Origin of the sequence: Paenibacillus lactis (genome assembly GCF_017873605.1) — a bacterium.
GTDB classification, from domain to species: Bacteria; Bacillota; Bacilli; order Paenibacillales; family Paenibacillaceae; genus Paenibacillus_AQ; species Paenibacillus_AQ lactis.
Map to the genome: position 1 here is coordinate 493,065 of NZ_JAGGKI010000002.1, position 26,530 is coordinate 519,594.

The window sequence follows — 26,530 nt, forward strand, 5'->3', positions numbered from 1 at the left end:
AAACTAAAAACAAAAAAACAGCCGCCCCTCAACGAGGGACGGCTGTTGAACACTGTTTACATCTGGGCGCCTGTTTGGTAACTGAGAAGCTGCCGGAAGGTGCCCTTCTGATCCTGAGACAGCTGCTGATAGCCTCCTTGCTGGATAATCCGCCCTTGCTCCATCACGATGACCTGATCGGCATGGCGGATCGTGGACAGCCGATGGGCGATCACGATAATGGTCATGCTTCCCTTCAGCTGCTCCAGCGCCTCCTGGATCTGCCGCTCATTCTCGCTGTCCAGCGCGCTTGTCGCTTCATCCAGCACAAGAATCGAGGGCCGCTTCAAGATGGCTCTTGCCAGGACGATCCGCTGTCGCTCACCGCCGGACAAGCGCACGCCGCGGTCGCCAATGACCGTGTCAAGCCCCTGCGGAAGCCTTCGCACGAATTCGTCCGACGCCGAAAACCTCAACGCTTCCCACAGCTCATCATCCGATGTCTCGGGAGCGGCCAGCTTCAGGTTATCCCGGATGCTCTCATTGAAGAGAAAAGGGTCCTGCGCCACATAACCGATGCTCCCCCGGAGCGACAGAAGCTGACGTTCATCCTGGATAGACACGCCGTCCGCCAGAACCTGCCCGCTCTCCGGCTGGATCAGTCCCATGAGCAGATCGATCAGGGTGCTCTTGCCCGCGCCGGATTTGCCGACGATGGCCGTCATGCGGCGGGCCGGAATATGTAAGTTAATGCCCCGCAAAGCGTAGGTCGGAGAAGAAGCGTCATATCGGTAGTCCACATCACTGCAAGTAATACCCTGCTGCAGATGCAGTCGCTCGCCATCCGGGACTCCAGCCGTTCCGGCAAGCTCCCGGTCTGCCTCGTATTCCGCTTGCAGCTCGCGTATTGCCCGAAACGCCGGGAAATTCGAAGCAAGCTGCTCGGTACTGGTTTGAATACTGATAAATCTTGGCCATAACCGTGAGAAAATAAGCACAATCATCAGCAGCTGCTCAGCCGGGGTGCGAAGCACCTCAAGAGCAAGGTATACGAACCCGGCAACGAGGATGACGGACGAGAGCCGGTAAATGAGCTGGGACAGGGAGTTCACTTTATTGAATTGGATGAAGTTCCGCTCCATTTTTCGCGACAGCCTGTCAAACCAATCCATATGGGACGGCTCCAGCCGGTTGCTCTTGATGTCCTTGATGCCGCTGAAATGCTCGCTGATGCCGGCAAAATAATATTTTGAAAGCTCGGTCGTCTGCTCGCCGATCCGCTTCGAGCTGCGGATGAACTTGCGCCCGAACAAGGCGAGGACCCCTCCGCTGACCAGCACGATGAGGGTTAACAACGGAGCCAGCCATAAGGCAAGGCCAATCTGAATGATCGTGAACAACAACGACGAGATCATTTGGAAGAACAGAAAGGTGCCTTGGTTCACGCGCCCAAGCTCATTGGTCATGACATGATTGAAATCCGATTTGCGGTGGCGGAGAAAAAACTCCCATTTCGCATGCAGTAATCCCTGGTACGTCTCCATGCGCAGCTTGCGGATAAATCGCTGCAGGATCTTGGCGTTTAGCAAGGTCTGGCTTCGCTGCAGCAGGGCCTGCCCGCCCACAATCACGACATAGATGGCCAGCACCACCGGCAAATTGAGCTGCAGGGACCACGAATCCGCAAGATCCATCAAGGTCGAGACGAGCGGGACTCCGCTCAGATCGGTCTGAAATACGCCGATCACGCCGAGAAGCGGGACGATCAGGTAGATGCCGATACCGTCCAGGATGCTGATGACCAGGATCATGCACATATTAAGGTAGAGCTTGAACCCGGCCATCCCGTGCATTTTTCGGATAAAATAAATGAGATCCTTCAACGTAAAAACTCCTTACCGGATGACCGATTAAAGTTCAGCTCCTCCGCCCGCATATCCTTGCCGAATATTCCGACGATCGCATATTTCTCATGCCCTTCCTTGCCCGTAACAATGTAAGAACCGCTGCGGAGCCAGGCGTGAGCCACCATTTGTCCTTGGTCATCCCGCCCGCTTCCTAAATACAGTGTATAGGGAATGCTTCTTCGCTCCAGCATTTTCTTGGCGGCAACGGCTTTGACCAGGCACTGGCTTTCCCACCAGGTAACTCGGCTCATCGCATGTACGGCTCTGGAGATTTGGCGAAGCTGCTTCAGCTCCTCCTCCGAGCAGGTATACGGCGTTTCCTTCATAAAATCGCCCAAGGAGGGCGCCACCTTCGCGAAAGGCAGCTGCTTGAACACTCTCCCCCAAGCCAAGTAAACATAAGCTTCGATGAACATCAGCTTCATCGCAACGGGAAAAGACATATACGTCCTTGCTTTCCGGTATAGACTCATTAGGCCTTCTTCACCTGCACAAGCCCTTCATCGGCAAGCTGCCGCAGGAACCGCTGTACCTGCTGCTCGCACGCATCCGGTTCGATATCGTATTCCTCAACGAGCCTCTCCACCATACCGCCGACCGTAATCGGCGTAGACGCCAGCTCCCAGATCCGGCCGCCAATCCGGCCCAGATTGTAATACTTTCCATTATCGATACTCAGCATAACCTTCTCGCCGTCCATATCACTGACCAGAAAGCCTTCGGACTGCATGATCAGTACCTCATCCGTAATGAATTCCGTGCTCATGGGCTCATCCTCCGTTCGTTTCACATCGTAACCGTTACTCCCGTCACACCGACGGCTGCTTCATCCGCCTCCAAAACCAAAGGAAGGGCCGAAGCGGAACATATAAAAAATAAAGCGGTTTAGGCAAAGGCAGCTGAAGGGCATCCCGCGAGCTTGGAAGCAGCTTATTAAACACGTAGGCGATTCTCTGTTTGCCGGACATCAGCGAAAAAAGATAACGGTTATAATGACGGGCTACGCTTTTTTCCGGTACCGGATTCAGCTGCACGATTCTTTGGATGTAATAAAGAGACTTCTCCGCCAGTCGGTACGATTTAGCGCCAACTGTTGCCGCCTCCAAGTCATGAGGAACCTTAGCCGAAAGGAGCAGCGACGATAAAATAAAGGCCTGCCCTGCATACATCTCGCCTCCGTACCGCTCCAGATGCTGGTTTAATCGGCTGTTGTCAAGCAGAGGCAGCAAACGGACAATATCCGCTAACCAACGTAATCGGAACCAGCCATGCCTGGCTCCATGGTCCGTCAGGTAACACAGCAGATCCTCGTTACCAAGGCAGAAATAGGTCTGGCTGGACAGCCTGACCTCTCTTCGCCGCTGCCACAGCTGCTCAAACGAGAAGGACCTGCTATAATGGGGATTTAATCGCCAATGAATCTCCACCTGAGCGAAATGCTCCCGATGCTCGAACGAGCGATGATGGCTTTTCTTCTTCCAATTGCCCAGCACGATCTCTTCCTCGGCCTCATATCCGAGCTGTGTCAGCACTTGCTCCGCCTTCTCCACATCTTCTGCATCGACTAGGATATCCAGATCCTTCGACGTTCGGTGAGCCACGTCCCCGTATAGGTGCAGGGCCAGAAGCGGCCCCTTCAGCCAAAGACTCCTAATCCTAGCCTCTGCGAATACGTCGCATATTCGGCTCATCTCTCTGCTTAAGTGAAGCATCTTGATCGTGTTGTTATGATAATGCCGCTGCAGCGACTGCATGACATAAGCCGGGATCAGCGAGGTATCGCTCCCTTTCAAAGCCAAGTAAACCAGCGGATAGACTCGGTGATGCACAGCCAGCTTCATGAACAGATTCCAATCCATGTCGGCGGCCTCCTGCGGAAGAATGGCCTGATCCTGATCCCGATTCCGTAAAATCGACAGCAGGAACGACAGCTCCTTCGGCGCATCGCGCATTTCAAGCGTCAAGGCGTCCTCCATAATCAATCCAACCACCCCAAATGTTTGCTTTGTCATAGCAAAATATACGGTGCAGGTTCCTTCACACCCCGATTCATCCCCGGACGGCCTACGGAATAGTACACTAGCTGCGTATTGGCCAGCTGCTCTTCCTTATAGATATTGCGGCCATCGATCAAATACGGGGACTTCAGCCAACTCTCGATCTCGGAAAGCGGAATGTGCTGAAACTCCTTCCATTCCGTGAGGACACATAGCGCATCCGCCTGCCAAGCGGCTTCGCGGGCAGTGTCGCAGTAGATTAGACTGTCGACATCGCAGTTTCTTCTGAAGTTCTCGGCAGCAATTGGGTCGTAAGCCTTCACCTTGGCCCCCATCTCGGTTAAAGCTGCAATGATTTCGAAAGCAGGGGAATCACGCACGTCGTCCGTCTCCGGCTTAAACGCCAGACCCCATATGCCAATCGTCTTCCCGGCGAGATGGCCCATCAAGGATTCCAGCTTGCGGATCACATTAAACCGCTGCTCCCGGTTCACCTCGACGACCGATTTCAACAGCTTGAAATCATAATCCATCTGTCCAGCGATTTGGATCAGGGCTTGGGTATCTTTCGGGAAGCAGGAGCCGCCGTATCCGATCCCCGCCTTTAAGAACGAAGCACCGATGCGCTGGTCAAATCCCATTCCATAGGCGACCTTCGTTACATCCGCTCCTACCTTCTCGCAAATATTCGCAATCTCGTTGATAAATGAAATTTTGGTTGCCAGGAATGCATTGGAGGCATATTTGATCATCTCCGCGCTGCGGATGTCCGTAACGATAATATTGGAGGTCAGGCTCCGATGGAGTTCGGTTAGCCGCTCCCGCACCACTTCGCTGTCCGTACCGATAATGATACGGTCAGGGTTCATCGTGTCCGAAACCGCCGTTCCCTCTCGCAGAAACTCCGGCACAGAAGCAATATCGAAAGGCTCCTTCGAATGCTGCGCGATAATGTCCCGGATACGCTCGTTCGTCCCTACCGGCACGGTACTCTTGGTGACTATGATTTTATAGCCGTTCATTGCCTGACCTATCTCGCTCGCCGCTTGTTCAATGAAGCTCAGATTAGCCTGGCCGTTCGGCAGCGAGGGCGTCCCTACCGCAATGATGATGACCTCGGCATGCTTTACGGACGCTCCCAAGTCGGTCGAAAAGCGCAGCCGCCCCCTCTCACGGTTGTTTGCGATCAACGTTTGCAGTCCCGGTTCATAAATCGGTACCTCCCCCCGATTCAGCATTTCAATCTTGGCCTCGATATGATCAACGCATATAACCTCATTGCCAAGCTCTGAAAAACACACGCCGGATACCAGCCCAACGTAACCTGTACCGATCACCGTAATTTTCATTGTTCTCACCTCACCTTTATGTTCGTTCTTGCACAACGGTCAGCCCTATTAATTCAAAACGCTAATCTTGATTTCATCCCAGTCCATGGCCAGCCGGACAATGTCGTCCTCAATCAGCTCGCTGCCCGTCTGAACCTCTATAATTTCAATATCCGTAATGGCCCGCAGGCTGTGCTTGGCTTCCGCCGAAATGATGACGACATCACCCTTGCCGATCATGCGAACGGCACCGTCCAATATCATTTCGCCTTGCCCGGATACGACGGTCCACACTTCGCTGCGCAGCAAGTGGTATTGATAGCTCAAATTTTTGCCCTGAAGGACGCAAATGCGCTTCGTCAACACCTCATGACCGTTCGGATACTTGATATAATCCAGCACGCGATAACGTCCCCATCGACGCTCTTCATACATCGGTCGTTGGTCTCCGAATTGGAGCACCTCCTTGATCCGCATGCTGGCATTCTTCTCTGATACCAGAATCCCGTCCGGGCTCGCGGCCACGATCAAATTCGGCGCACCGATTACCGTAATCGGGATATCCAATTCATTGATGACATGCGTATTCACGGAGTCGTCGGTCAGTGTCCCCTTTCCGACTAGTGGTGTATGAATCTCCTCCGTGAGCGCATCCCAGGTCCCGAGGTCCCTCCATAGCCCCTGATAAGGCAGTGCAACGATATTCTTCGCCTGCTCGACAACCGCGTAATCAAAGCTTGTTTTCTCGACTTGCCCGTACTGCCGAAGCAGCTCATCGTACTGGATTGGAAGGGAGCGCTCCAACAAGTGCTCAAGAACATATTCCAGCCGGAACGCGAAGACGCCGCAGTTCCACAGAGCCTTATGCTCGATTAAGCTGTGTGCGGCCTCTTCTTCCGGCTTCTCGACGAAGTGGCTTACGTTCAAATATTCCGTGCCGTTCTCGAGTCTCGATACCGACTGCGGGACGATATAACCGAACTTCGAGGAAGGATGATCCGGCGAGACGCCGATCAACCCTATATCTGCTCCGGTTTCCTGCATAAGCGTCTCCAACTCCTGCACCTTTCGGAAAAAATGCGTATCCACATACGGATCTACCGGAAGCACGATGGCAATATCCCGGGGACTGACGCCTTTAACGGAATACAGATAGCAGACCGATAAGGCGATGGCCGGGAAGGTGTCCCGGCGCTCCGGCTCGATGACCAGCTCCACTTCATAGCCCAGCTGATTCTGCAGCAATTCCACCTGGGACTTTCCGGTAGCGATCACGGCGGCTGGATGGAGATTCATGAGCCCTAGCTGGCTCCACACCCGCTGCACCATGGACTCCCGCTTTCCGGAAGCGCCATTTAATATTTTCAGAAACTGTTTGGATCTGGTTTCATTCGATAGCGGCCATAACCGATTACCGCTTCCTCCAGACAACAGCACGATTTGCATGGTTAATAGCTCCCTTCCACTTGCGCGATCTTGGCGCCTCTCTCCCTGGCGCCCATCAGTCCGTCGATGCTGGATTGCAGACGTTCGATGAATACATGCTCGCCGAAAGCCTCTGCATGCTCCCGAATCCGGGCCGGGTCCCATTCATATTGGTCGAAACGCTCGATCGTCTCCGCCAAGGATTCCACCGATTGCTCTGCAAAGAACAGACCTGTCCGCTCGGCTACAACCGTGTCCAATGCTCCGCCTCCGCGAAATGCGACAATCGGTCTGCCGCAAGCATTCACCTCGAGCGGCGTTATCCCGAAATCCTCGATTCCCGGAAAGATCAGTGCCTTGCAGCGCTGCATATGACTGACCACTTCCTCGTCGCTTCTTCTCCCAAGGAACGTAACCGTATTACCTGCAAGCTGCTCCAGCCGAGGCCGATCGGGCCCATCCCCAATCACGATGAGCTTTCGGCCAAGCCGGGAACAGGCTTCAACCGCAAGATCGATCCTTTTGTACGACACAAGTCTGGAGACAACCAGGAAGTAATCCTCCGGATCGCCTTCTCCAACACTGAACCGGCTGATTTCTACCGGAGGAAAAATAATCGTTGCGTTCATTCCGTACGTATGTCCGATCCTCTCTTTAACAATGGTCGAGTTGGCAATCAAACGATCCACCCGCTTGGAGTTGCGGCAATCCCATGCCTGAAGCGGATATGTCAGCCATTTTGCAATCCGTTTTACGTTCTTTGGCACCGGAACACCTTCCATATAGGCCTCGAAGTTCCAGGCGAATCGCATCGGCGTATGGCAGTAGCAGATATGTACACTGTCACGGCCCTTCCTTGCCCCTTTCGCATAAGCGCTGCTAGAGCTCAGGATGAGGTCATAGCCTTTCAACTTCATGGATGATACGGCGAAGGGATAGAGCCAGAAGAACAGCTTGAATTGGCGCAAAATCCCCGGTATCCGCTGCATCCAGGTTGTATGGATGTCCGCATCCTTCAATTCCGGAAGCAATTTGTCCCGGTCGACAATCGTCGTATAAATCGGTGCGTCCGGGAACATTTTGTGGAATACGGCCACCACCCGTTCCGCGCCGCCCATTTGGTTGAGATAATCATGGACAATGGCAACCTTCACTTTTCGCATTTACATGAACTCCTTTGCCTGTTGGCGTCGGGACCGTTCCCGGCCGGATTTCGTCAGCAGCTGCTGATAGATCAGTTCCACGCGGTGCGATGTCTGCATGATGGAGAACCGTTCCTCCGCCCGCTCCTGTCCGCCACGGCTCAGCATAGCCCGGATTTGCGGATCATCCAGAAGGAGACGGATGCAATGATTCAACTCGTCAATGTTTCCAGTCTCGTACATCAATCCGCTCTTGCCGTGCTCAATAATTTCGGGGACGCCTCCGCCCCGGGTTCCCACGACTGGGGTGCCTTGAGACATCGCTTCGATCACGACCCGGCCGAAGGGCTCGCGATCCGAGCATAATAAAAGGAGATCTGCTCCGCAGCAGATCTCCAGTACATCTTCTCTAAATCCCGTAAATATGACGTGTTGTTCAAGCCCTAACGATCGTACCTTTTCCCTCAAGCTAGTGAGGTAATCCTCATTCTCCTGGCGGAACTTCGCTTCACCAACGATCCACAGATACGCCTGCCTTCCCTCGCGGAATAAACGGGAAAGCGCCTCAATGGCGTCCTCTTGTCTCTTCCAAGGGGCGATCTGGCCTATGATTGCCATGACCTCCGCATCCTGCGGCGTTCCCAGCTCCCTCCGGGTCCGTTCACGTATCGATTGCCGCTCTTCAGCTCGGAATGGCTTAATCTCGACTCCATTATGTACAAGATGGCATTTCCCGGTTAGGGACCGATGGTCCATCGCTTGAATGACTGGCTCGGAAATGCCGATCAGCGCCCCGGCGGTGCTGCCTGCAAACCTCCGGATCAAGCGGCCTATTATTCCTTCCGGAGGCATATCCCTCACATGCCAGATGACCGGTATCCGATGGTACCACCGGAACAGCCCTGCCATGATGCCGGCGCGTATGGAGTTGGCATGGATGAGATCCACCCCGCTTTTCTTCATTAGAAGCGCCAGCCTCCAGCCTGCCAAGAGCATCCCCATAACATAGATCAGCAGGAGAAACGGATTGCGGGTCATTCTCGCACGGTAGCTAGGGAGGGCTACTACCTCAAGCCCTTGATCGCGAGCCTTCTGCAGCAGCTCCCCCTCGGGAGCGAATAGAATCGGCTCGGCTCTCGTCAGATGCTTGGCGGTCAGCAGAAGGCTGATCTCCGCGCCGCTGATCGCGCTCGTATGGTTATAAAAGGCGATCTTCATTTCCGAAACACCCTTCTCTTATCGATTTCCTCCGCGAACACCTCGGTCACGGCTTCTGCAACCCGGTTCCATGTGTATCGATTCAATACATGTTCTCTGCATGCTTCACGTGACGGGAGAAACGATTGCCCATTGAGCACGTCAATGATCTTGCGGCTCATCGCCTCAGACGTCCCGTCCTCAAACATCAAGTCGTCGGAGATGCGATGCAAAATTTCCTTCGTTCCTCCATACGGGGTGCCGAGCACAGGTGTTCCGCAAGCTAGCGATTCCACGGTGATCAGGCCAAAGCCTTCGAGCGTCAATGTCGGAACGATGCTGATATCGGCAGCCTGATAGTATTGCACAAGCTCCTCGTTCGTAATCCGGCCGAGCAGTCGAACATTGGCAGTAAGCCCGAGCTCCCGAATAAGCGCTTCATACGGTTCGCGCATCGGCCCGTCTCCCCCGATATAGAGGCGGACATCCGGGTGCTCGCGAACGACAGCCACCATGGCATGAATGAGGCGATCGATTCCCATCCGGCGTACCAGCCTCCGAATACAGAACAACACAGGCTGGTCCGGAAGGATCCCCATTTGCAATCGGAGCCCTTCCCGATCCGGGTTAGGCAGGAATAGATGATGGTCAACCGCACCCGGTATAATATGGATTTTTCGTTCATCTACGCCGTAGGTGTTCCTTAAAATGTCCCGGAAATACTCACTAAGCACGATGAAGCTATCCGACCGGCGATAGGTCAGCAGCTCCACTTGTTTTTTGAGCCAAAACTTCGCGCCTTGGATCATGCCGATATTGCCCTTCTCCTCTACCCTGGACTCCATCGCCCACGGTCCGTGAAAATGGGTAACGATCGGGATATGGGGAGGGATATGGCTTCTTGTAACCATCGTCGCATAAAAAGCAAAATGCGGATTAAAGACATCCGGCCGAAAGCTTCGGACCGCATGGACCGCATGCTTCTGCACCGATTTCATGCGCGGCAGGAAATGGTTGAGACGAAGCTCTTTGGTTGCATTGCTGATGTTCCGGTCGGGAGGCAGCTCCGCTCCTTGCGGGGCTACCACAACACCCAGCCCGGTATGCCCGTAATCCTTCATAGCCTTGGTGTAGTCCGCAAAATAGCGGTTCAGTCCTCCATGCTGGATATCAATCCATCCCATTCCCGTCGAAAGCACATTCATGGCCATCTCTCTTTTCTTAATTCTGATATGAGAATATTGAATAAATCAAACATTTAATCTCAGGATACTCCTAGCACCAACAAGAATTACGATTCCTGCGCATAACCCCTCTTCATCTCACGGATTGCCTGCTCATAACATGCCAATCGATTTTTTGCCGCATTGTCCCAAGTGAACTTCTGAGCCGTGCGATAAGCGTTGAAACGAAGCTGCTTCAGCAAGCTCGGATCGTGTATCAGCTTCTCTATCGCGACAACCATTTGATCAATGTTTCGCTTGGGTATGACAAGAGCATCGACCCCATCCGTTACAATATCGGCCGGTCCTGCCGTATCTGTCGTAATTGGCGCCAAGCCGCATGCCATACACTCGATTAGCGTTTTACCGAATCCTTCGGATAATGTCGGGAATAGTTTAATATGATAGCCTCTTAGCAGGTGCGGCAGCTCACTGTGTTTATACGTTGGAATGGTCGTGACCCTATCCCTGACCTCGGGATCGAAGTCGGCCAATACCTTCTCATCTTCACAGCCCGTACCCATAAAGGCAACTTCCACATGGGCATATTTTGCAAGGATGGTATTCAGGGCCTGTGCACTATAAGATATCCCCTTCCTGTGGATGTAGCTCCCAACCTGGGCTATCTGGATGACTTCATTGTTCGCTGTTTCCATATCATTTACCGGAAGATTCAAGAAATAACTTGGGATCCCATTAAAAATGGCGCTAATTTTATACGAATCTTTGCCAATCTGATCCTGTACGAAGTGTTTGTCCTCGGAGTTGAGGACTATTGAGAAGTCGGCTCGCTTAAAGGATTTGGATACCTCCCAAATCCGATAACCTCCCCAGTAAATAAAGTACTTCTTGCTGAGAGGCAGATTGCCTAAACGATGTTCCTCCAAAATTTCCCTATGGGCCAGATGTTCAAGTCCATGACTGCTTGATACAATTACTGGACGTTTTCTGAAGTATGACAAAACCCAGCTATCTCCAGAAGCAATATCCAACAAATCATATTCCTTCCATTTCGACAGTCTTGAGGCCAGCTTCCATGGAAAAATAATTTTGTCCATGATCCCGCCATCGAATACTTTAAAGTCGTCCATGAAATATGTATCGACTTGTACGCCAAGCTGTCGTAACGATTCAGCAATCGCGATCCTTGTTCCTGACACGCCTGAGTTCACATTATGATTAGAGTTTGCTATCATGGCTACTTTCAAGGAAACTCACTCCAATTATTCATATCTTCATCTCCTGCCCTGCTGCAGTATGCATAAATAGCGCACTCCCAGTTCTAACTAATCAGAATCTCCTCATAAATTCGTAATGTTTCTTTCGCGACGCGTTCCACCTTATAGAAGTCCAGACCTTGCTGAGCGGAGTGTTTGTACTCCTGGCGAAGCTTCTGATCGCACAGCATGTTGAGCATCGCTGCAGCCAACTTCTCCGGTGCCTTTGGCGGAACCAGCATGCCTGATCGCCCGAAATCCAGCGCCTCCGGTATACCGTCCACCTCGGTAGCGATGATCGCGCATCCCGACTCCCGCGCCTCAAGAAGAACGAGCGGGAATGGATCTTTATGTGATGCTAGAACAAATACATCGCACGAGCACATGTATCGTCTTGGATCTGTCTGAAAGCCTTCAAAATGAATTTTATGAGAATGAGCCGATTGGGAAGCCATCTCTTTAAATCGTTCCCTCTCCGGTCCGTCTCCAACGATATACAATTCCGAATCAGGGCATTGCTCAGAGACGATACTAAACGCCATAATGAGATCTGCAATGCCCTTCCGTTCATTAAGCCCTGCAACGGTAACGATGGAACGTCCTTTGAGCTGTACTTCTTCCATGCCCGTATTCCTTCTGCTGCCTATCGTTCCGTTAAGGACAACGCGGAGTTTCTCTTCATGAACTCCGCGTTTGGCCATCGATTGGGCTACAGCATGGCTGACGGCGATTACCGTGTCACCAACCTTCATGTAATCGGCACTCTTCTGGAATTCGTTATGGACATGCGTGACGATCTTGTATTTGCTTAAACCTTTCAAATAACGAGACAGTAACGCACCTGTCATCATATGTGCATGGATGATGTCCGGCTGGAATCGTTTGACGATGCTTCTAAAATCAAAAAAAGCCTGAAGCATCTGCATCGGCTTTCTCGTTTGGTCCAACTTGTAATGATCGATATGATGTTGTTTCAGCAGTTCCAGGTACTCCCCTCCTTGGGAAGCTACCGCCACTCTATGTCCCAGAATCGCTTGTTCACAAGCCAAGTCAACCATGACATTAACAATACCGTTTCCCGACTGTTTTACATGGTTTGCTATGTGCAAAATATTCAAGGGATCACCCCGTCTTATTGTTCTTCTGTGCCTTTGACCTTCCTCACATGGCTTCAGTATTGCTCCGTCCCTTTTGCCTGCGTATACGCTCAAGAAGCCATACGATATCGCTTTTTGAAATCATCCAATGACGCACTGCAACTCGATGCTTCAACGTATAAACCAGAAAAATGACCGACAATTCTATCAAAGCCGTAGCCAACAAGGAGATAGCTGCCCCTTTGATACCCAGCAGCGGTATGAACAAATTCATAAACACGACGTTCAGTCCAAGCGTGGTCATCCGAATAATGGTCACTGCTCCGGGCTTGCCGATGGACATAAAACCTTGTGCCAAAATCCACGAAATACTGGTAATCGCGGTTTGGAAGATCAAAATCCGAAATACAGAGACCGCTTCCGCAAACGAGGGGCCGTATAAAAGAATCAGAAAATAGGGCGCAATTACAAATACCGCTGCCCCCACCATGAAGGTTATAACCGAACTGATGCGCGTTACTTTAAACGTTAGTCGCAAAGCTTCATCCTGCTGAAGGCCCGAAGCCTTGGGAAACAATACCGAGGTTATGGACCCCTGAATTGTGTTCAACATTTTGGCTAAGTTAAGTGACACCACATAAAGACCCAGGCTGCTTGGAGATAGCAGCCCTACCACTAAAATCTGGTCGATGTACCCGGAGAAGGTTCCGGCCACGTCCGTTCCGTAGGAACGGATGCCGTAGCCTAGCAGCTTTTTCCCGGACTTCGCCTTGTTTTTTTGCTTCAACCTGTAACGGGAGACGAGTTTAAATGTCGTCCAGACGGCGATCGGAATAGCCGGAAAGAGATATGCGACGGACGTAAGGAAAGGCGTAACGTGCCCGGTTGCAACAAGCGCACATAATAATATCAACGTTCCGAGCACCGGAATATATCGCATAAAATTATAAAGACCGTACTCTCCCCTGGACTGTAAAGCTGCCGTATTGATGGTTCCGATCATGGCTACTGGAGACATGATCAAGGCCCACACGGCAAAATCAACGACTTCGCCGGAGTACCCCTTCATCCAGACAGGGATGATCACGGCTCCAACCGCCATGGCCACAAAACCAAGCAGCACACTCATGTACAATGCCGTTACATAGAGGGAGCCCTGATCCTCATTTTTTTTCTTCATGTAATAAACAAGCGCCGCTGGAATCCCTAATGTCAAGGAATACGCCAGAAATCTAGGCCACATAATCATGGCCGCTTGCTCGCCTCGTCCCTCTGGCCCCAAGAACCTTGCAATTATTATGCCTGTCAGCACATTTAATCCAAGAATAAAGACATTGGATGCAAAGATTTGGACAACATTCCCAAGACTGCCTCTTTGTTTTACTGAATTCGTAAGTGCCATTTATACGTATCCCTTCAGGCCTGATTAACGGTCTCAAATTTAGGATGCATCGCATAATGAAACAATCGTAAATATTTGCCGGACATATGCTCCCAAGAATGGCTCTCCGCATCCTCCCTCGCCTTGACCGCCATCATTTCCAAACGCTCTTTATTAGAGGACAGTTCCCGAAGCGCCCGTACCAACGCAGAAGTATCGTCCGGATCTTCAATTACAACGGCGGATTGATCGGACAGCAGTTCCACAACTCCACAACGGTTGCTTGTGATCACGGGCAGTCCAGAAGCCATCGCCTCCAGGATAACAAGAGAGAAGGGCTCGTACCTGGAAGGAAAAATAAATAAATCGGCGAGCGACATCATGTCTGCGATATCCCGCCGGTACCCCAGGAAGTGAACACGGTCGCTAATTCCAAGCTGCTCGGCTAACTGGGGATACGGGCTTCTCTCGGTATATCCGAGTACAATAAGCTCAATATCCTTGACCTCGGCCAGCGCTGCCAGGACTGTATCTAGGTTTTTTCTCCTCGATCTCAAATCACCGGCGAACAGCGCATAGGTTCGATCATCGGCCAAATAATAATCGGCCCGGTTTACAGTTCGGGGATAAAATTCATTCAGGTCAACTCCATTGGGAATGACCGCAATCCGTTGAGCCTCTACCCGTGCATCCTGTACCAGCTCTTGCTTGACCTGCTGCGACACCGCTATAATTTGCCTCGTCCTTCTTAGGGCATACCGTTCCAGGAATGCATTCAATCCGTTATAAATCAATTGATAGAAGCTTCTAGCATTTTTATGTTCCCGGAATGGATGATACCAGGACTTTATCCATGCGCTATGAACGAAGTGAATACAGTTAATGTCGGAGCGGGCATACGTGATGAAACCGTTCACCACGACAAGATCTATCTTGCTTCGGTTCATCCAAATCCAAATTGCTGAAATCAAGGCGAACCACTGGTATTGAAGCAGAAGCGTCGGGATCCTTCTCGTTCCTCTCTTAAGCCAAGTCACTTGGGGATGTCCTTGGAGCTCCTCTGCCAATTCGGAGCATATAATGCTTACTTCGTGCCCCTCCGTTATTGCTTTCACGATGACCTCGTAGTTGACTCTTCCTTGACCGTCTCCCTTCTTCACCTTGTGCGTAACGAAACAGATCTTCATCCGCTTACCTCTCTCATTACATGCATACGTTCATCATCTATTAGCGAGTACTTCACGATTGTGTCCATGAGAGCCTCGGCAATTTTGTTATGCCCTCCCTCATTCGGGTGGAAGCGATCCTCGAAATAATCATCCCATCGATGTAACTTGGTTGACGAATCGCACATGAACACCCGGTTTGTCGATTTGCTGTTTTCATAAATGTCCCGAAGTGCATCGCGGTACTTCTGCATGGAAGCCGGAGATCCGGGGAAATACCTTTCTTCGATATCGCCTGGGGTAAGAAGGATTATTTTCGTTTTTTGATTATGACCCAGCACGTTAAGAATGAAGTCCGTGGTGTGTTGCTTAAATTCATCGACACTCATCCATGGCCTGCCTCCCAAGGTTTTAATGAGGATTACCTTCACCCTCCACCGGAGACTCGACTCCAATTTCTCTAGCCACACTTTAGGCTTTCGTCTTGAGAAATAAGGCCTTGGATCCATCCAGCCCGGCTTCCTCCATCGTTTCGGTAAAAATCTAAGATGCTTTTTCTGTTCCCTGACTACAGACTCCGTAATTCCATGCGCGAATATAATAATCTCGGGCTGCATTTCCATCAGTTTTTTTTCATATTTCATTCTGGATTCATGAACCTGCATGGCACTCCCTGCAAGATTCATGAGTTGAACGGATTGGGCATATAGCGATTGGAGCTTACTTTGCAATAAATTCCCGTAAGACCTGCCATATTTACTAACACCTAGCCCTTGTGTAACGGAATCGCCCAAACAAACGATTAACACGCTATATTCCCTCCTCTCCTGGCCTTGGCAAGTAGACAAGCGAAATAACCAACAAAAGAATAAATCCGCTAAAACCACTTAAAACGTTGCTCCCCATAAGCAGCAACAATGTAGCTGTAATAGCTGCGAAGGATATCGGAGAATACATCCTTTCAGTCCGACTCGATTTATATAGATAAATTAGAAGGTAAATGAGTACGCTAACGACCCCTAACCCCAAAGGCAAACCAAAGGTATAAAATACATTCAAATAGCCGTTATCGAATACCGTCAGCGTATCCGAATTCTGGGTTAATTTCGCCCCTAACCCGGAGCTGCCAAGCCCCATGCCAACCGGATTTGCTAGAACTGCTGAGAAGATGTGCGTAGAAAAATGAAGCCGCTCATTGAAGGAATGGTCCTCTTCAAGGGACCCGAACGTATCGATGCGAGAAGCCACCTGGCTTGCCCCCGGCAGAACAGGCAGCAGGAATTGATAGGCGAGCACGATGACAATCCCGAGCATAAGCAGCTGCAATTTGCTCTTTAACTGAGAACGAAGAAAGTAGGCTAATATCATCAAAACATAAGCAATCCAACCAATGCGGACAAGGGTTAGCAGTAGAGCGAAGGCTACGAGCAAGAGCCCGACTACTCCGAACGCCCTCCACCTCTTTTGAACCGTCATAATGGCCAGTGCCAGGGCAAGAAATACCCCGGTAGGCCCTGGGGAATTTAGCAACGAAAATACCCTGAATTTTTGAGGCTCCGCAGGACCGATGGATTTCATCTCGGAACTGGTCATCCAGAAGTGATCCCATGGAGGAAGGACCATGTACTGATAGATTCCGTATGCTGCAACGATTACGGCAAGATATCCGAAGCTGCGAAGCCATTGATCTCGTACATCCCGGCCAAAGCGGCTTACGCTTACATAAGCCAGGACAAGAAACGGCACAACGTAATTCAATAGGTCAAATACGGATGAAAATCCGTATTTTAGAAAGCCGACGCCAAAACCATAAATCAAGGCAGCCCCTAAAATTTTTAAGAGGATGCCCACTTTACGGTCCAATTGTTTCATGTTTTTGATAATTGGAATTAACATGGTCAAGCTCACGCAATAAGGAATGAGCGAGATTAATGATGTATCGGTATATGAGCGAAAGGACCAATCGAGCAGTCGCCTCAGTTCCGGGCTTACGACCCACATCAACAACGCATATGGAACTAACGCATGAGGGCGTTTAAAGTGTATGCGCAGGGCCGCCATCATACTGAGGATGAGAAGCGTAAATTCCAAGAGCCTCATATGAAGCGAGCCCGTCGCCCCAGCAACGCCGACCATCCCCCCAAGAGCGATTACACACGCCAGTAGGATCAAGCGCCTAAGGCCCGCTGGCAGTGCCGATGCGCTTATTCCAAAGATCCTCTCCATGTTCTCCAACCATCCCATCTGCCTTTATAGGCCAGCCATACTTTTTTTAACGCTGCCGTTCGTTCTCGGGGAAGCAACCGCAGGAACTGAATGATTCCTGGCGAAGCCTTACTCCCGACTATAAGCACCCACAAGACGTACAGCGCTCGATGGCACGTGCCGAAATGCTTCAATACGGCATACGTTTCGTTATGCACCGCATTCAAAAAGGCGGTCTCGTTAAAGCTGTTCCGTTGATCCTCGTCGAAACGTTCGGCCGGAAAATGATCCACGCATACCGTAGGGTCGTAAATCAGCTTCCACCCCTTCTTTTTCACAGCCAGGCTAAATTCCAGCTCGTTATGAACCTGTGCGCCCGTCCCCTTCATCCGCTCGTCAAAGGCTAAGCCACAGATGGCCTCTCTTCGGAAGCTCATATTCGCACCTTTCAGAATATCCACTTCCCGGGCGCTGCCAATGCCTACATGATGATTGCCGATGATTCTGCCATAGGGTTTGATGATACCAACCTGCTGTTTTCCCGCTGGAATCTCATGTCCGCGTAAAAACACGATATCTCTGCCCCCTACGCCTCCGATTTCCGAGTTCGACGCATAATGCCGCTCAAGTTGTTCAAGCCAATTCGTATGAGGAACGGTATCATCATCGGTTAGTACGATAATCGAGCCCGTACTCTGCCTGATCCCGGCATTCAGTGCGGCAATCACGCCGCTTCCCTCAATCAGCGCAATTTTTGTGTTTCGGATGTTCAAGGATCGAAGGTAATTCAATGTCCGTTCATCTGTATTTCTAACGACCAGCATAATCTCGTCCGGATATCTCGTTTGCCTTTGAATCCCTTCGAGGCAGTGTTGAAGAGCTTCCACACGCTTGTACGTTGGAATGATGACGCTAATTGTCATGTTCATTCTATATCCCCCCGCGATCTAATAGGCGGAATTCGGAAAAACCATAATCTTGACCGTTCGAAGCATGACCTTCACATCCAGCCATATTCCTCGGCGTTCGATATATTCCAAATCTAATGCCAGCATTTCCTGAAAACTTAAATTGTTGCGTCCGCTCACCTGCCATAGACCCGTACAGCCGGGACTTACTCTCAATCGCAGTTTGTCATAGCTGCTGTACTGCATCACTTCTCTTGGCAAGGCCGGGCGAGGTCCTACCAACGACATCTCTCCACGAACGACATTCCACAGCTGCGGCAATTCGTCAATGCTGGTCTTCCGAATGAATTTACCGATTTTCGTAATTCGGGGATCTTCTTTCATCTTAAACATGGCGCCGCTGATTTCATTCTGTTCCAGCAGCTTATCGAGCAGTTCCTCGGCATTGGATACCATTGAGCGGAACTTGTACATCCGAAACGGCTTTTCGTCCTTACCGACACGGGTTTGATAAAAAAAAACGGACCCCTTCGGGTCCTCAAGCTTAATGAGTATCGATACGATCAGGAAGAGCGGAGAAAGCAGAACAAGCCCAATAAGCGCGAACACGAAGTCCATCCCTCGCTTAATCAGCAAATACAGGACCTTGGATTTCTGGTCATCAAATGCGTAGTTCGCATAGTCCGAAGCTCCTTCAAAAACTGCGTCTGCTTCGTTCCGTTGCGGATTGGGGTACATCTGTCGTTCACCTCATTAGCGATTTATTTTGATGAGCTTCTCTCTCTCGAGAATCGTCTCCATCCCCTGCAGCAGAGGTGTTCGGAGCTCCTCGTTTTTCAACGCAAAATCAAGCGTCGTCATAATGAAGCCTAGCTTCTCTCCTACGTCATATCGGGTTCCTTCGAAATCATAAGCGTACACGCCTTGGGTTTCGTTCAGCTTTTGAATAGCATCTGTCAGTTGAATTTCGCCGCCGGCGCCTTCTTCCTGATGCTCCAAAAACTCGAAAATTTCCGGTGTCAATATGTATCTGCCCATGATGGCCAGTCGTGATGGTGCCTGCCCAACAGGCGGCTTCTCGACAAAATAATCCACTTGGTACAATCGATCGATTCGCTCTAGCGGTGCGACGATGCCGTAACGATGCGTCTGATCCTGGGAAACCGTCTGAACTCCGATCATGGATTTCTGCGTCACTTCGAATTGCTGTGCAAGCTGCTGGATGCAAGGCGTCTGAGATTGTACAATATCATCGCCGAGCAGCACGGCAAACGGCTCGTCGCCGATGAAATTGCGGGCGCACCACACAGCGTGCCCAAGTCCACGGGCTTCCTTCTGACGTATGTAGTGAATTTCAACATTCGAAGATCGGCGGACTTCGTCAAGCAAGTCGAATTTCCCCTTGCTGAACAAATTATGTTCAAGTTCGAACGCATGGTCAAAATGATCTTCGATAGCACGCTTGCCTTTGCCGGTCACAATGATAATGTCTTCAATCCCGGATGCCACCGCTTCTTCAACGATATATTGAATGGTCGGCTTATCCACGATTGGGAGCATCTCTTTCGGCATCGCCTTCGTGGCAGGCAAGAACCTTGTTCCCAGCCCAGCTGCGGGAATAATGGCTTTCTTTACTTTCTTCATCCTTCATTCACTCTCCAACTCTTTATATGGTATTTGTGCGATAATCCCATAACCCATGATCAGTGCTTCTATAGCAGAAGGGCTTAGCTATGTACTCTTCGAGTGAAAAGGACATAGCTAATACTTCTTGAAAAGGGCATTGAACCCACCCTCACATCACACCCTCGACAATCATGTCTAAGGTCCTTTAGGACCCACAGTGTGACCGAGTGCCTACAGTGATAAAGGTGCAGTAGACATTACCTGTATTGTTGTAAGGGTTACAGCCTTTCTCTTTGATGAGCTAGTGCCCATTTGTGGAAGAGGAGTTTAAACCACCCGATTGAGGACAATACCGAGCATGCGGGCATTCACATGGTCCAGTTGTTCCTTCGCCTTCTTGAGATGATCTTTCTTTACCTTGCCGGCCGCGGCGACCATAATGACGCCGTCACATAAAGCACTGACGATGACGCTATCCGACACGGATAAGACAGATGGCGTATCGACGAGAATGACGTCGTATTGATCTTTTATCTGATGAAGCAGCTCGCGCATTCCCGAAGAATCGATTAATTCCGAGGGATTGGCAGGAACCGGGCCTGAAGGAAGGAGCCAAAGGTTGTCGATCGATGTCTTTTGAACGGATTCCTGAATGCTCGAATGACCAGTCAGTAGCGAACTTAAGCCCTGATGATTTATCTGGGAAAACACGCGATGCAGTGAGGGCTTGCGCAAATCCGCGTCGATTAGAAGCACCTTTTTGCCTTCCTGAGCGTAGGTAACGGCCAGATTACTTATGGTTGTGGTTTTTCCTTCCCCTGGCTGAGAAGAAGTTACCATTACCGTCTTAAGTTCCTGGTCCTTGGAGAAAAACGGGATTTTGGTACGAAGAAGACGATATACCTCTGAAATGGATGATTTAGGGTTGTGTGATACGATCAAGCTGCCCTCACTGATTGAGCGTCGCATATTGGCTCTCACCTGCCTTTTGTTTTTGGACGGCTTTCCCTCTGGCTGATTTTTTCAGATCGCCTTTGCCGATTTTGCCTACGACGGCTAGAACAGGAACATCCATAATTTCAATAATTTCGGCTTCCGTCTTGAGCGTATCGTCCAGATAATCCAGAAGGAATACGAACCCTATGGCCAGTACGAGGGAAACAACGAAGCTGATTAGCAAATTCATAAAAGGATTGAAGTTAATCGGGGCAGGAGCAGCTGACGTGTCGGCCTCGCTAAGTATTGTGATATTATCGATGTTCATAATGTTCGGAATTTCCTCTTTGAATACGGTGGAGACAGCATTGACGACCTTGGCGGCCTTGGCGTAGGACGTGTCCTGGTAAACCAAATTCATGACCTGCGAATTACTTGCTGAAGTAACGGATATTTTAGCGGCCAGCACCCCAGGACTCTCGCCAAGGCCCGGATATTGCTGGACAACTTTATTCATGACAGCTGACGACTTAATAATCTCCTTATAGGAATTAATGAGAAAAATGCTGGTTTGGATCGTACTTGCATTGAGTGGTCCATCACCCGATGATTGGTTGACGATCAGCTTTGCGTTTGCCGCATAGATCGGTGTCGTAAAGTAGAAGCTTTTGACACTTGCCGCGGCCATCGCTACGAGGACGATTACAGCGATCAACCACCATTTTTTCTGGATAATTCGAAAATACTGCTTGAGTTCCATCTCCTTAGCAGCCCCCCGTTGAAATCTGAATTGGATATTACGCTGGCCTTGAGGCCTTTCGACGCATAACCGGGATGAGGACTAAGCCTGCAGCCCCTCTTTTGCTACATTTCGTATACATTTATATCCCATAATTTACGATACACTTTGTATCATGTCAAGGCTAATTTTCATGAATTTTCATTTACAGGAGACAAAATGTATCGCTGTTAGCGCTTTCGATTTCTGAGGAGTTCGGAGATGATTCCTTTTCTTACAAGCCTTTCGAAAGCAACAAAATAAGCCCCGCCGATGCAGGGATCGACGGGACTGACTGTATAAAATGATTTTTTATTCATCAGGCCTGCGTAATTTGCAAGCTGCCATTGGCCATCGAAAGGCGATACCTTTTATTCGTTACGGAATCCGTAAGAATCAATCCGTTGCCTGGTCCGCCGATTTCAAGCGAATCGGCCATATAGCTATGGGGGTAGGGGGAATATGATCCGATATGGTCCCACGTGACCATAACGCCCGCAATGTAGGTGTCACCGGTCTTCGGAATAAACCCGATGTTGAATTCATGCAACAATCCGGACTTGCTTGCAAGCTCTCTGCCTCGCAGATGCTTCCATCCCTTCGTTTTCCACGTGACGGCGTCGTTAAAAATAAACTCTGCGTTTTGGGCCGAGATCCGTCCAATCGACTTGTAGGAAGTTCCGCTTTCGTATTCCGTTTCCAGAATAAAGTACTGCATGGCCAAGTTTCTCCCCGCATCTCCCTGAAACGGCAGCGGCTGTGCATTGAATTTGATTCGGAGGCTGGGCGAAAACACCCCATTCGGTGTTACCTTTAAAATAACTGGCCGGCTGCCGATAACCTGTTTCATCTCGTTCGTGATGGGAACGGGTACTTCATCCACTGTGACAAGACTGATCATTCCGCCATTAGTCACGGTCCAATTGGATAAAACCTCCGGATTGGAGAGTAGATTAGGAGCTGACACCGGCATAAGAGTTCGATGTTCCCGTTCCTTCATCCGCTCCTGCAAGTCAACCGTTTTATACAAGGGGGTAACCTTTCTCCTGATGACCGTATCATCGATGCCAAGTCCAGACAGATCGGATTCCTTGTCTCCTGTTAAAATATCAATATAGGCCGAACCAGCTGCTCCGGGAGCGGTAGACTTTCTTAAAACCCCCAAGTCATCGTTGAATGTGACGGGAGCCGTTACCGTTCCGAACCAAGCTGCATACTGCTGTTTCTCTTCGAGCGGTTTCAGTTCATCCGGCAGAGGAAACTCCCAGACCCCTGAGTTTCCGGAATAGGCTGGTACCGACCAGGAAAAGCCGAAGCCGAACATCCGTAAATTTGAAGTGGCGGATTTCTCCAGGAGCCGGATGGCCGCTTCTCCACATTGCTCAAACTGGGCACCTGTGAACATCCCGCTTAATCCTCTGACGGAGGAAGACCTGTTATATTCATCCAGCGAACTGTCAATGCATTGGTAGATGCCGTATGGCGAGAATCCTAAATGTACCCGATGCAAATGGCCGTCAAATCCTCCCCGATGGCCTGCATTCAATATAGTTCCAAGCAATAACCCACAGAATGCTCCCGATATGCCACCACCCTGATAAAAATAATCGCCGGAGTTCACCCGGCAATAAACACCAACCAGTCCGTTCCAGCTGCAATCATATGAATATACGTGACCGTTGGTGCTGTTTAGCAGCTGACCCACCTTAACGCCGGACGTCCTAATATTCCTGAAGATCGGAGTCGATTTGGCTGCAATTTCAATGGCAACGGCTCCAACCGAAAACATGTCATATCGATTTTGCTGGAATAGATTCCTATCGATCCAAGCTGCTAGATTTCTAGAGTTATATTCGGAAATTCCCGTAATGGAAAAGTTCTCGAACACGGCTTTATCCCCCGAGCTTCGAATTCGTAGACAAGGAAGCAAATCAGTGGCGATATCAACTGGATCCCAGATGATTCGCGAGCCCATTTGACCGCTGTCCACATAGGGGGCAATTCCAAAAATCCCGCGGCTGTTATTCTCAATAGTTTGCCTGACCCGATAGTTTCCAGCAGGAATAAACAATCTATACCGCTTGTCGCACACGGCCATAGCAGCCTGAAACGCAGCCGTATCATCAGTCCGGCCGTCTCCCTTAGCTCCGAACCACTTGACGTTGATCCCGCGTTCCATCAATTCCTCATCGAGCATATTGAAATTGGAGCTTAAATCCTCTGGATTGATCGGGTCTGTGGATGACCATGTATCCATCTTCATGAAATCCGTTTCCTTGGCCATGCTGATCCCCTCCTTGCTACCATAGTAGTGGTTCCTTTGCGGATGTGCTTGATGAAGATGCCTATTTGGGACGCATGCCTCTCACCCAATTTATGACTTGCAATGGCCCCGATCCTCCTATAATATACATATCTAAAGATACATTTTGTATCATCATACTTAAGGCTAACAACATACATTTTTATAATAGAAGCGTTTTCATTAAAGGAGCTTTCTCATGCGCACCATTCTAACCGTCCTATGGGGCTTGATTCTCTTCATCTTCACCTGCTCACTGAACTTTCAGCTTCTTATCCGGTATCACATCATCAATTTTCAACTAAACCCCTCCCCGGATTGGTCGGAGCTCTTTAAAATGGATTTTCAATGGTACAGCACGGATTGGGTCATGCGAAAAATAGGTCATTTCCTAGGCTTCTTTATTCTTGCCCAGCTTGCCTCCGGCTTCGGCAAAAGCAAGATGGCCTTCTATGTATGCGTGGGATATGCGGCATTAACCGAGATCTTGCAATTGTTTTTCTTCAGGGGCGGGCGGATCTATGATGTAATCAACGACGCCTTCGGAATCGGTCTCGCTTACCTGATTTGTCTCATATTCCGTAGGAATGAACACAGAGCAATACATCTAAAAAAATGATTGGGATTAAGTTATTGCATAATACGGGTGAAAATGTATTGATACAAAACGTATACATGATATATAATGTCAATGATACGAAATGTATCCAAATATAATCGTGAAGATAAAGCCGGGATAGGCCATAACGGAGGAATATATAAATGGGCGCAATTGCCGGTATTTATCGTTTTTATGGGCAACCGGTTCACTTGGGGGACGGCGAGCTCATCATGTCAGCGATGGACGCTTATCCTGCAGATCGAAGAGCTCTATGGCACAAAAGCCACGTTATAATGGGTTGTCTTGCCCAATGGATTACGGAGGAAGCAGTCGACGAGACGCTGCCTTATTACGATCCGCAGCGCGGGCTTGCCATTACGGCTGACGCCATCCTAGACAACCGGGACGATCTCATGGATCAGCTGCAGGTTCCGCATCCGGTAAGAGCAATCATGACGGATAGCGAAGTGATGCTGTTGGCTTACGAGAAATGGTCAGAGGCGATGGCGGAGCGTTTGACCGGAGATTTTGCCTTTGTCATTTGGGATGAACGCAAGCAGCTGTTATATGGGGCAAGGGATTTTTCCGGGGCTCGTACCCTGTATTATCACCGGAATGAACAGCAGTTTTCCTTCTGCACGCTTATGAATCCGTTGCTCGCCTTGCCTTATGTACATAAAAAGCTTAATGAACGGTGGCTGGCCGAATTTCTGGCGATCCGCGGCGTATTCGAACCACCTGATGCTTCAACCACCGTGTATCACCAAATTCATCAGATCCCACCTTCCCACTTCTTTGTCATCCAGCGCGACCGGCTGCGCATCAGCCGATACGACTGCCTGGGACATGAAGAGCCGCTGCGACTGAACTCGTCTGAAGAGTATGAAGAAGCCTTCCAGAACGTATTCCAGCAGGCCGTCACATCCAGACTTCGCCGAACCCGGCGTCATGTCGGCGCCCATCTGAGCGGCGGTTTGGACTCAGGCTCAGTAGTCAGCTTCGCTGCCAGGGCACTTCAACAAGAGCAGCGTCCTCTCCATACATTCAGCTACGTCCCTGAGAGCGACTTCGTTGATTGGACACCGAAGCACAGGCTCGCGGACGAGAGGCCTCTTATCAAGCAGACGGTGCAATTCGCAGGTAATATCGAGGATCATTATTTGGATTTCCAGGGGCGCAGTCCCTTTACCGAAATTGACGATTGGCTCGACATCCTGGAAGCTCCTTATAAATTTTTCGATAACTCCTTCTGGCTCCGAGGCATCTATGAACAGGCCCAGCAGCGCGGTATCGGTATTCTGCTTAATGGCGCCCGAGGGAATTACAGCATCTCTTGGGGCCCGGCGATCGAGCACTATGCCCAGCTTATGAAGAGGTTTCACTGGATTCGGCTAACACGGGAGGTCAATCAGTACAGTCGGAATGTCGGTGTCGGTCGTAAGCGGCTATACTCCATCCTGGGCCGCAAAGCCTTTCCTTCCCTACAGAAGCTGGCACCGCTCGGATCCTCCACCGATGATCTCCCGCAGCTTGTACATTCCGATTTTGCCAGACGGACTGGAATTTACGATAAGCTGGAGGACCGCGCATTTATCGGGATCGGATCGACGGACGATCTGCCGAGTGATCCTCTGGAGGCAAGAGTGCAGCATTTCAAACGAATCTATATATGGACCACCACGGGAACGAGCGGATGCAAAATGTCTCTTCGATATGCTGTCTGGAGCCACGATCCGACCAACGATCTGCGGGTCATCCGTTTCTGCCTGGCGACACCCATGGAACAATTCGTTCACAACGGGATGGACCGCGCCTTAATCAGACGCTCAACCAAGGGCTGGCTTCCCGACGCGATCCGGCTCAATCAGCGAACCAAAGGCATTCAGGCTGCCGACTCTATCCATCGGATGCAGAGAGACTGGCCTCAATTTATCGATGAGTTGGATCGGCTCACCCGTGATTCCAGAATGCAGGACATCATGAATATGCCCGTTCTCCAAGATGCGCTTGCAACGGCGCGTCACGGAATGGACACGAATCAAGCCTACGGCCCTTCCATTAAGCTGCTTATGCGGAGCTTGATTCTATATCGATTTCTTCAGAAAAACTTATGAA

General features: G+C 50.3%; 23 protein-coding genes. 2 read left to right on the forward strand and 21 right to left on the reverse strand.

Annotated features, from left to right (window positions below):
- Window positions 1-56: 56 nt before the first annotated feature.
- The 21 genes from J2Z18_RS05060 to J2Z18_RS05160 form a co-directional block, all read right to left on the reverse strand.
- Entirely contained in the window at window positions 57-1,862 is a 1,806-nt protein-coding gene (locus J2Z18_RS05060) for an ABC transporter ATP-binding protein (protein WP_007132649.1), read from the reverse strand.
- Window positions 1,859-2,359: a lasso peptide biosynthesis B2 protein gene (locus tag J2Z18_RS05065; RefSeq protein WP_210094280.1), complete on the reverse strand. Its 501-nt coding sequence runs from the start codon at window positions 2,357-2,359 to the stop codon at window positions 1,859-1,861. Before J2Z18_RS05065 ends, J2Z18_RS05060 begins: the two co-directional genes overlap by 4 nt.
- Entirely contained in the window at window positions 2,359-2,652 is a 294-nt protein-coding gene (locus tag J2Z18_RS05070) for a lasso peptide biosynthesis PqqD family chaperone (protein ID WP_007132651.1), read from the reverse strand. The genes J2Z18_RS05065 and J2Z18_RS05070 overlap by 1 nt, the downstream gene beginning before the upstream one ends.
- 43 nt (window positions 2,653-2,695) lie before the next feature.
- Window positions 2,696-3,862 (reverse strand): nucleotidyltransferase domain-containing protein, encoded by a 1,167-nt coding sequence (locus J2Z18_RS05075; RefSeq protein ID WP_245255871.1) that lies wholly within the window; start codon window positions 3,860-3,862, stop codon window positions 2,696-2,698.
- Between the two features lie 32 nt (window positions 3,863-3,894).
- The gene (locus J2Z18_RS05080) at window positions 3,895-5,232 is read right to left on the reverse strand and encodes a UDP-glucose dehydrogenase family protein (RefSeq protein WP_210094282.1); all 1,338 of its coding nucleotides are present in this window, start codon (window positions 5,230-5,232) and stop codon (window positions 3,895-3,897) included.
- Between the two features lie 48 nt (window positions 5,233-5,280).
- Window positions 5,281-6,657, reverse strand: a complete 1,377-nt coding sequence (locus J2Z18_RS05085) for a sugar phosphate nucleotidyltransferase (RefSeq protein ID WP_210094283.1) — start codon at window positions 6,655-6,657, stop codon at window positions 5,281-5,283.
- A 2-nt stretch (window positions 6,658-6,659) separates the two neighbouring features.
- Complete coding sequence (locus J2Z18_RS05090) at window positions 6,660-7,799, reverse strand: glycosyltransferase (protein WP_210094284.1); 1,140 nt, start codon at window positions 7,797-7,799, stop codon at window positions 6,660-6,662.
- Window positions 7,800-8,996 carry a glycosyltransferase family 4 protein gene (locus J2Z18_RS05095; RefSeq protein WP_210094285.1) on the reverse strand — a complete coding sequence of 399 codons (1,197 nt, stop codon included), beginning with the start codon at window positions 8,994-8,996 and terminating at the stop codon, window positions 7,800-7,802.
- Entirely contained in the window at window positions 8,993-10,180 is a 1,188-nt protein-coding gene (locus tag J2Z18_RS05100) for a glycosyltransferase family 4 protein (protein ID WP_210094286.1), read from the reverse strand. The genes J2Z18_RS05095 and J2Z18_RS05100 overlap by 4 nt, the downstream gene beginning before the upstream one ends.
- An 86-nt stretch (window positions 10,181-10,266) precedes the next feature.
- Window positions 10,267-11,406 carry a glycosyltransferase family 4 protein gene (locus tag J2Z18_RS05105; protein WP_210094287.1) on the reverse strand — a complete coding sequence of 380 codons (1,140 nt, stop codon included), beginning with the start codon at window positions 11,404-11,406 and terminating at the stop codon, window positions 10,267-10,269.
- Between the two features lie 74 nt (window positions 11,407-11,480).
- Window positions 11,481-12,533 carry a glycosyltransferase family 4 protein gene (locus J2Z18_RS05110; protein ID WP_210094288.1) on the reverse strand — a complete coding sequence of 351 codons (1,053 nt, stop codon included), beginning with the start codon at window positions 12,531-12,533 and terminating at the stop codon, window positions 11,481-11,483.
- 43 nt (window positions 12,534-12,576) lie between these two features.
- A complete protein-coding gene (locus tag J2Z18_RS05115) occupies window positions 12,577-13,914 on the reverse strand; it encodes a lipopolysaccharide biosynthesis protein (protein WP_210094289.1) in 1,338 nt (445 codons plus the stop codon).
- A gap of 14 nt (window positions 13,915-13,928) precedes the next feature.
- Window positions 13,929-15,080, reverse strand: a complete 1,152-nt coding sequence (locus J2Z18_RS05120; RefSeq protein ID WP_210094290.1) for a glycosyltransferase family 4 protein — start codon at window positions 15,078-15,080, stop codon at window positions 13,929-13,931.
- Window positions 15,077-15,724 (reverse strand): SGNH/GDSL hydrolase family protein, encoded by a 648-nt coding sequence (locus J2Z18_RS05125; protein ID WP_376773059.1) that lies wholly within the window; start codon window positions 15,722-15,724, stop codon window positions 15,077-15,079. The genes J2Z18_RS05120 and J2Z18_RS05125 overlap by 4 nt, the downstream gene beginning before the upstream one ends.
- Window positions 15,725-15,869: 145 nt before the next feature.
- Window positions 15,870-17,285 carry an O-antigen ligase family protein gene (locus tag J2Z18_RS05130; RefSeq protein ID WP_245255872.1) on the reverse strand — a complete coding sequence of 472 codons (1,416 nt, stop codon included), beginning with the start codon at window positions 17,283-17,285 and terminating at the stop codon, window positions 15,870-15,872.
- Window positions 17,264-18,193 carry a glycosyltransferase family 2 protein gene (locus tag J2Z18_RS05135; RefSeq protein WP_244869059.1) on the reverse strand — a complete coding sequence of 310 codons (930 nt, stop codon included), beginning with the start codon at window positions 18,191-18,193 and terminating at the stop codon, window positions 17,264-17,266. Before J2Z18_RS05135 ends, J2Z18_RS05130 begins: the two co-directional genes overlap by 22 nt.
- Before the next feature lie 18 nt (window positions 18,194-18,211).
- Complete coding sequence (locus tag J2Z18_RS05140; RefSeq protein ID WP_210094293.1) at window positions 18,212-18,910, reverse strand: sugar transferase; 699 nt, start codon at window positions 18,908-18,910, stop codon at window positions 18,212-18,214.
- A gap of 15 nt (window positions 18,911-18,925) precedes the next feature.
- Window positions 18,926-19,816, reverse strand: a complete 891-nt coding sequence (gene galU, locus J2Z18_RS05145; RefSeq protein ID WP_210094294.1) for a UTP--glucose-1-phosphate uridylyltransferase GalU — start codon at window positions 19,814-19,816, stop codon at window positions 18,926-18,928.
- Between the two features lie 309 nt (window positions 19,817-20,125).
- Window positions 20,126-20,767 (reverse strand): CpsD/CapB family tyrosine-protein kinase, encoded by a 642-nt coding sequence (locus tag J2Z18_RS05150; RefSeq protein ID WP_210094295.1) that lies wholly within the window; start codon window positions 20,765-20,767, stop codon window positions 20,126-20,128.
- Window positions 20,748-21,494, reverse strand: coding sequence for a YveK family protein (locus J2Z18_RS05155; RefSeq protein WP_210094296.1), 747 nt, complete (start codon window positions 21,492-21,494; stop codon window positions 20,748-20,750). Before J2Z18_RS05155 ends, J2Z18_RS05150 begins: the two co-directional genes overlap by 20 nt.
- 337 nt (window positions 21,495-21,831) lie before the next feature.
- Window positions 21,832-23,796, reverse strand: coding sequence for a glycosyl hydrolase family 28-related protein (locus J2Z18_RS05160; RefSeq protein WP_210094297.1), 1,965 nt, complete (start codon window positions 23,794-23,796; stop codon window positions 21,832-21,834).
- Window positions 23,797-24,013: 217 nt separating this feature from the next.
- On the opposite strand from J2Z18_RS05160, the gene J2Z18_RS05165 reads away from it, so the two are divergent.
- Both J2Z18_RS05165 and J2Z18_RS05170 read left to right on the forward strand, forming a co-directional pair.
- Complete coding sequence (locus J2Z18_RS05165) at window positions 24,014-24,433, forward strand: VanZ family protein (RefSeq protein WP_210094298.1); 420 nt, start codon at window positions 24,014-24,016, stop codon at window positions 24,431-24,433.
- Window positions 24,434-24,576: 143 nt separating this feature from the next.
- Window positions 24,577-26,529, forward strand: coding sequence for an asparagine synthase-related protein (locus J2Z18_RS05170; protein ID WP_210094299.1), 1,953 nt, complete (start codon window positions 24,577-24,579; stop codon window positions 26,527-26,529).
- Window position 26,530: the final 1 nt, after the last annotated feature.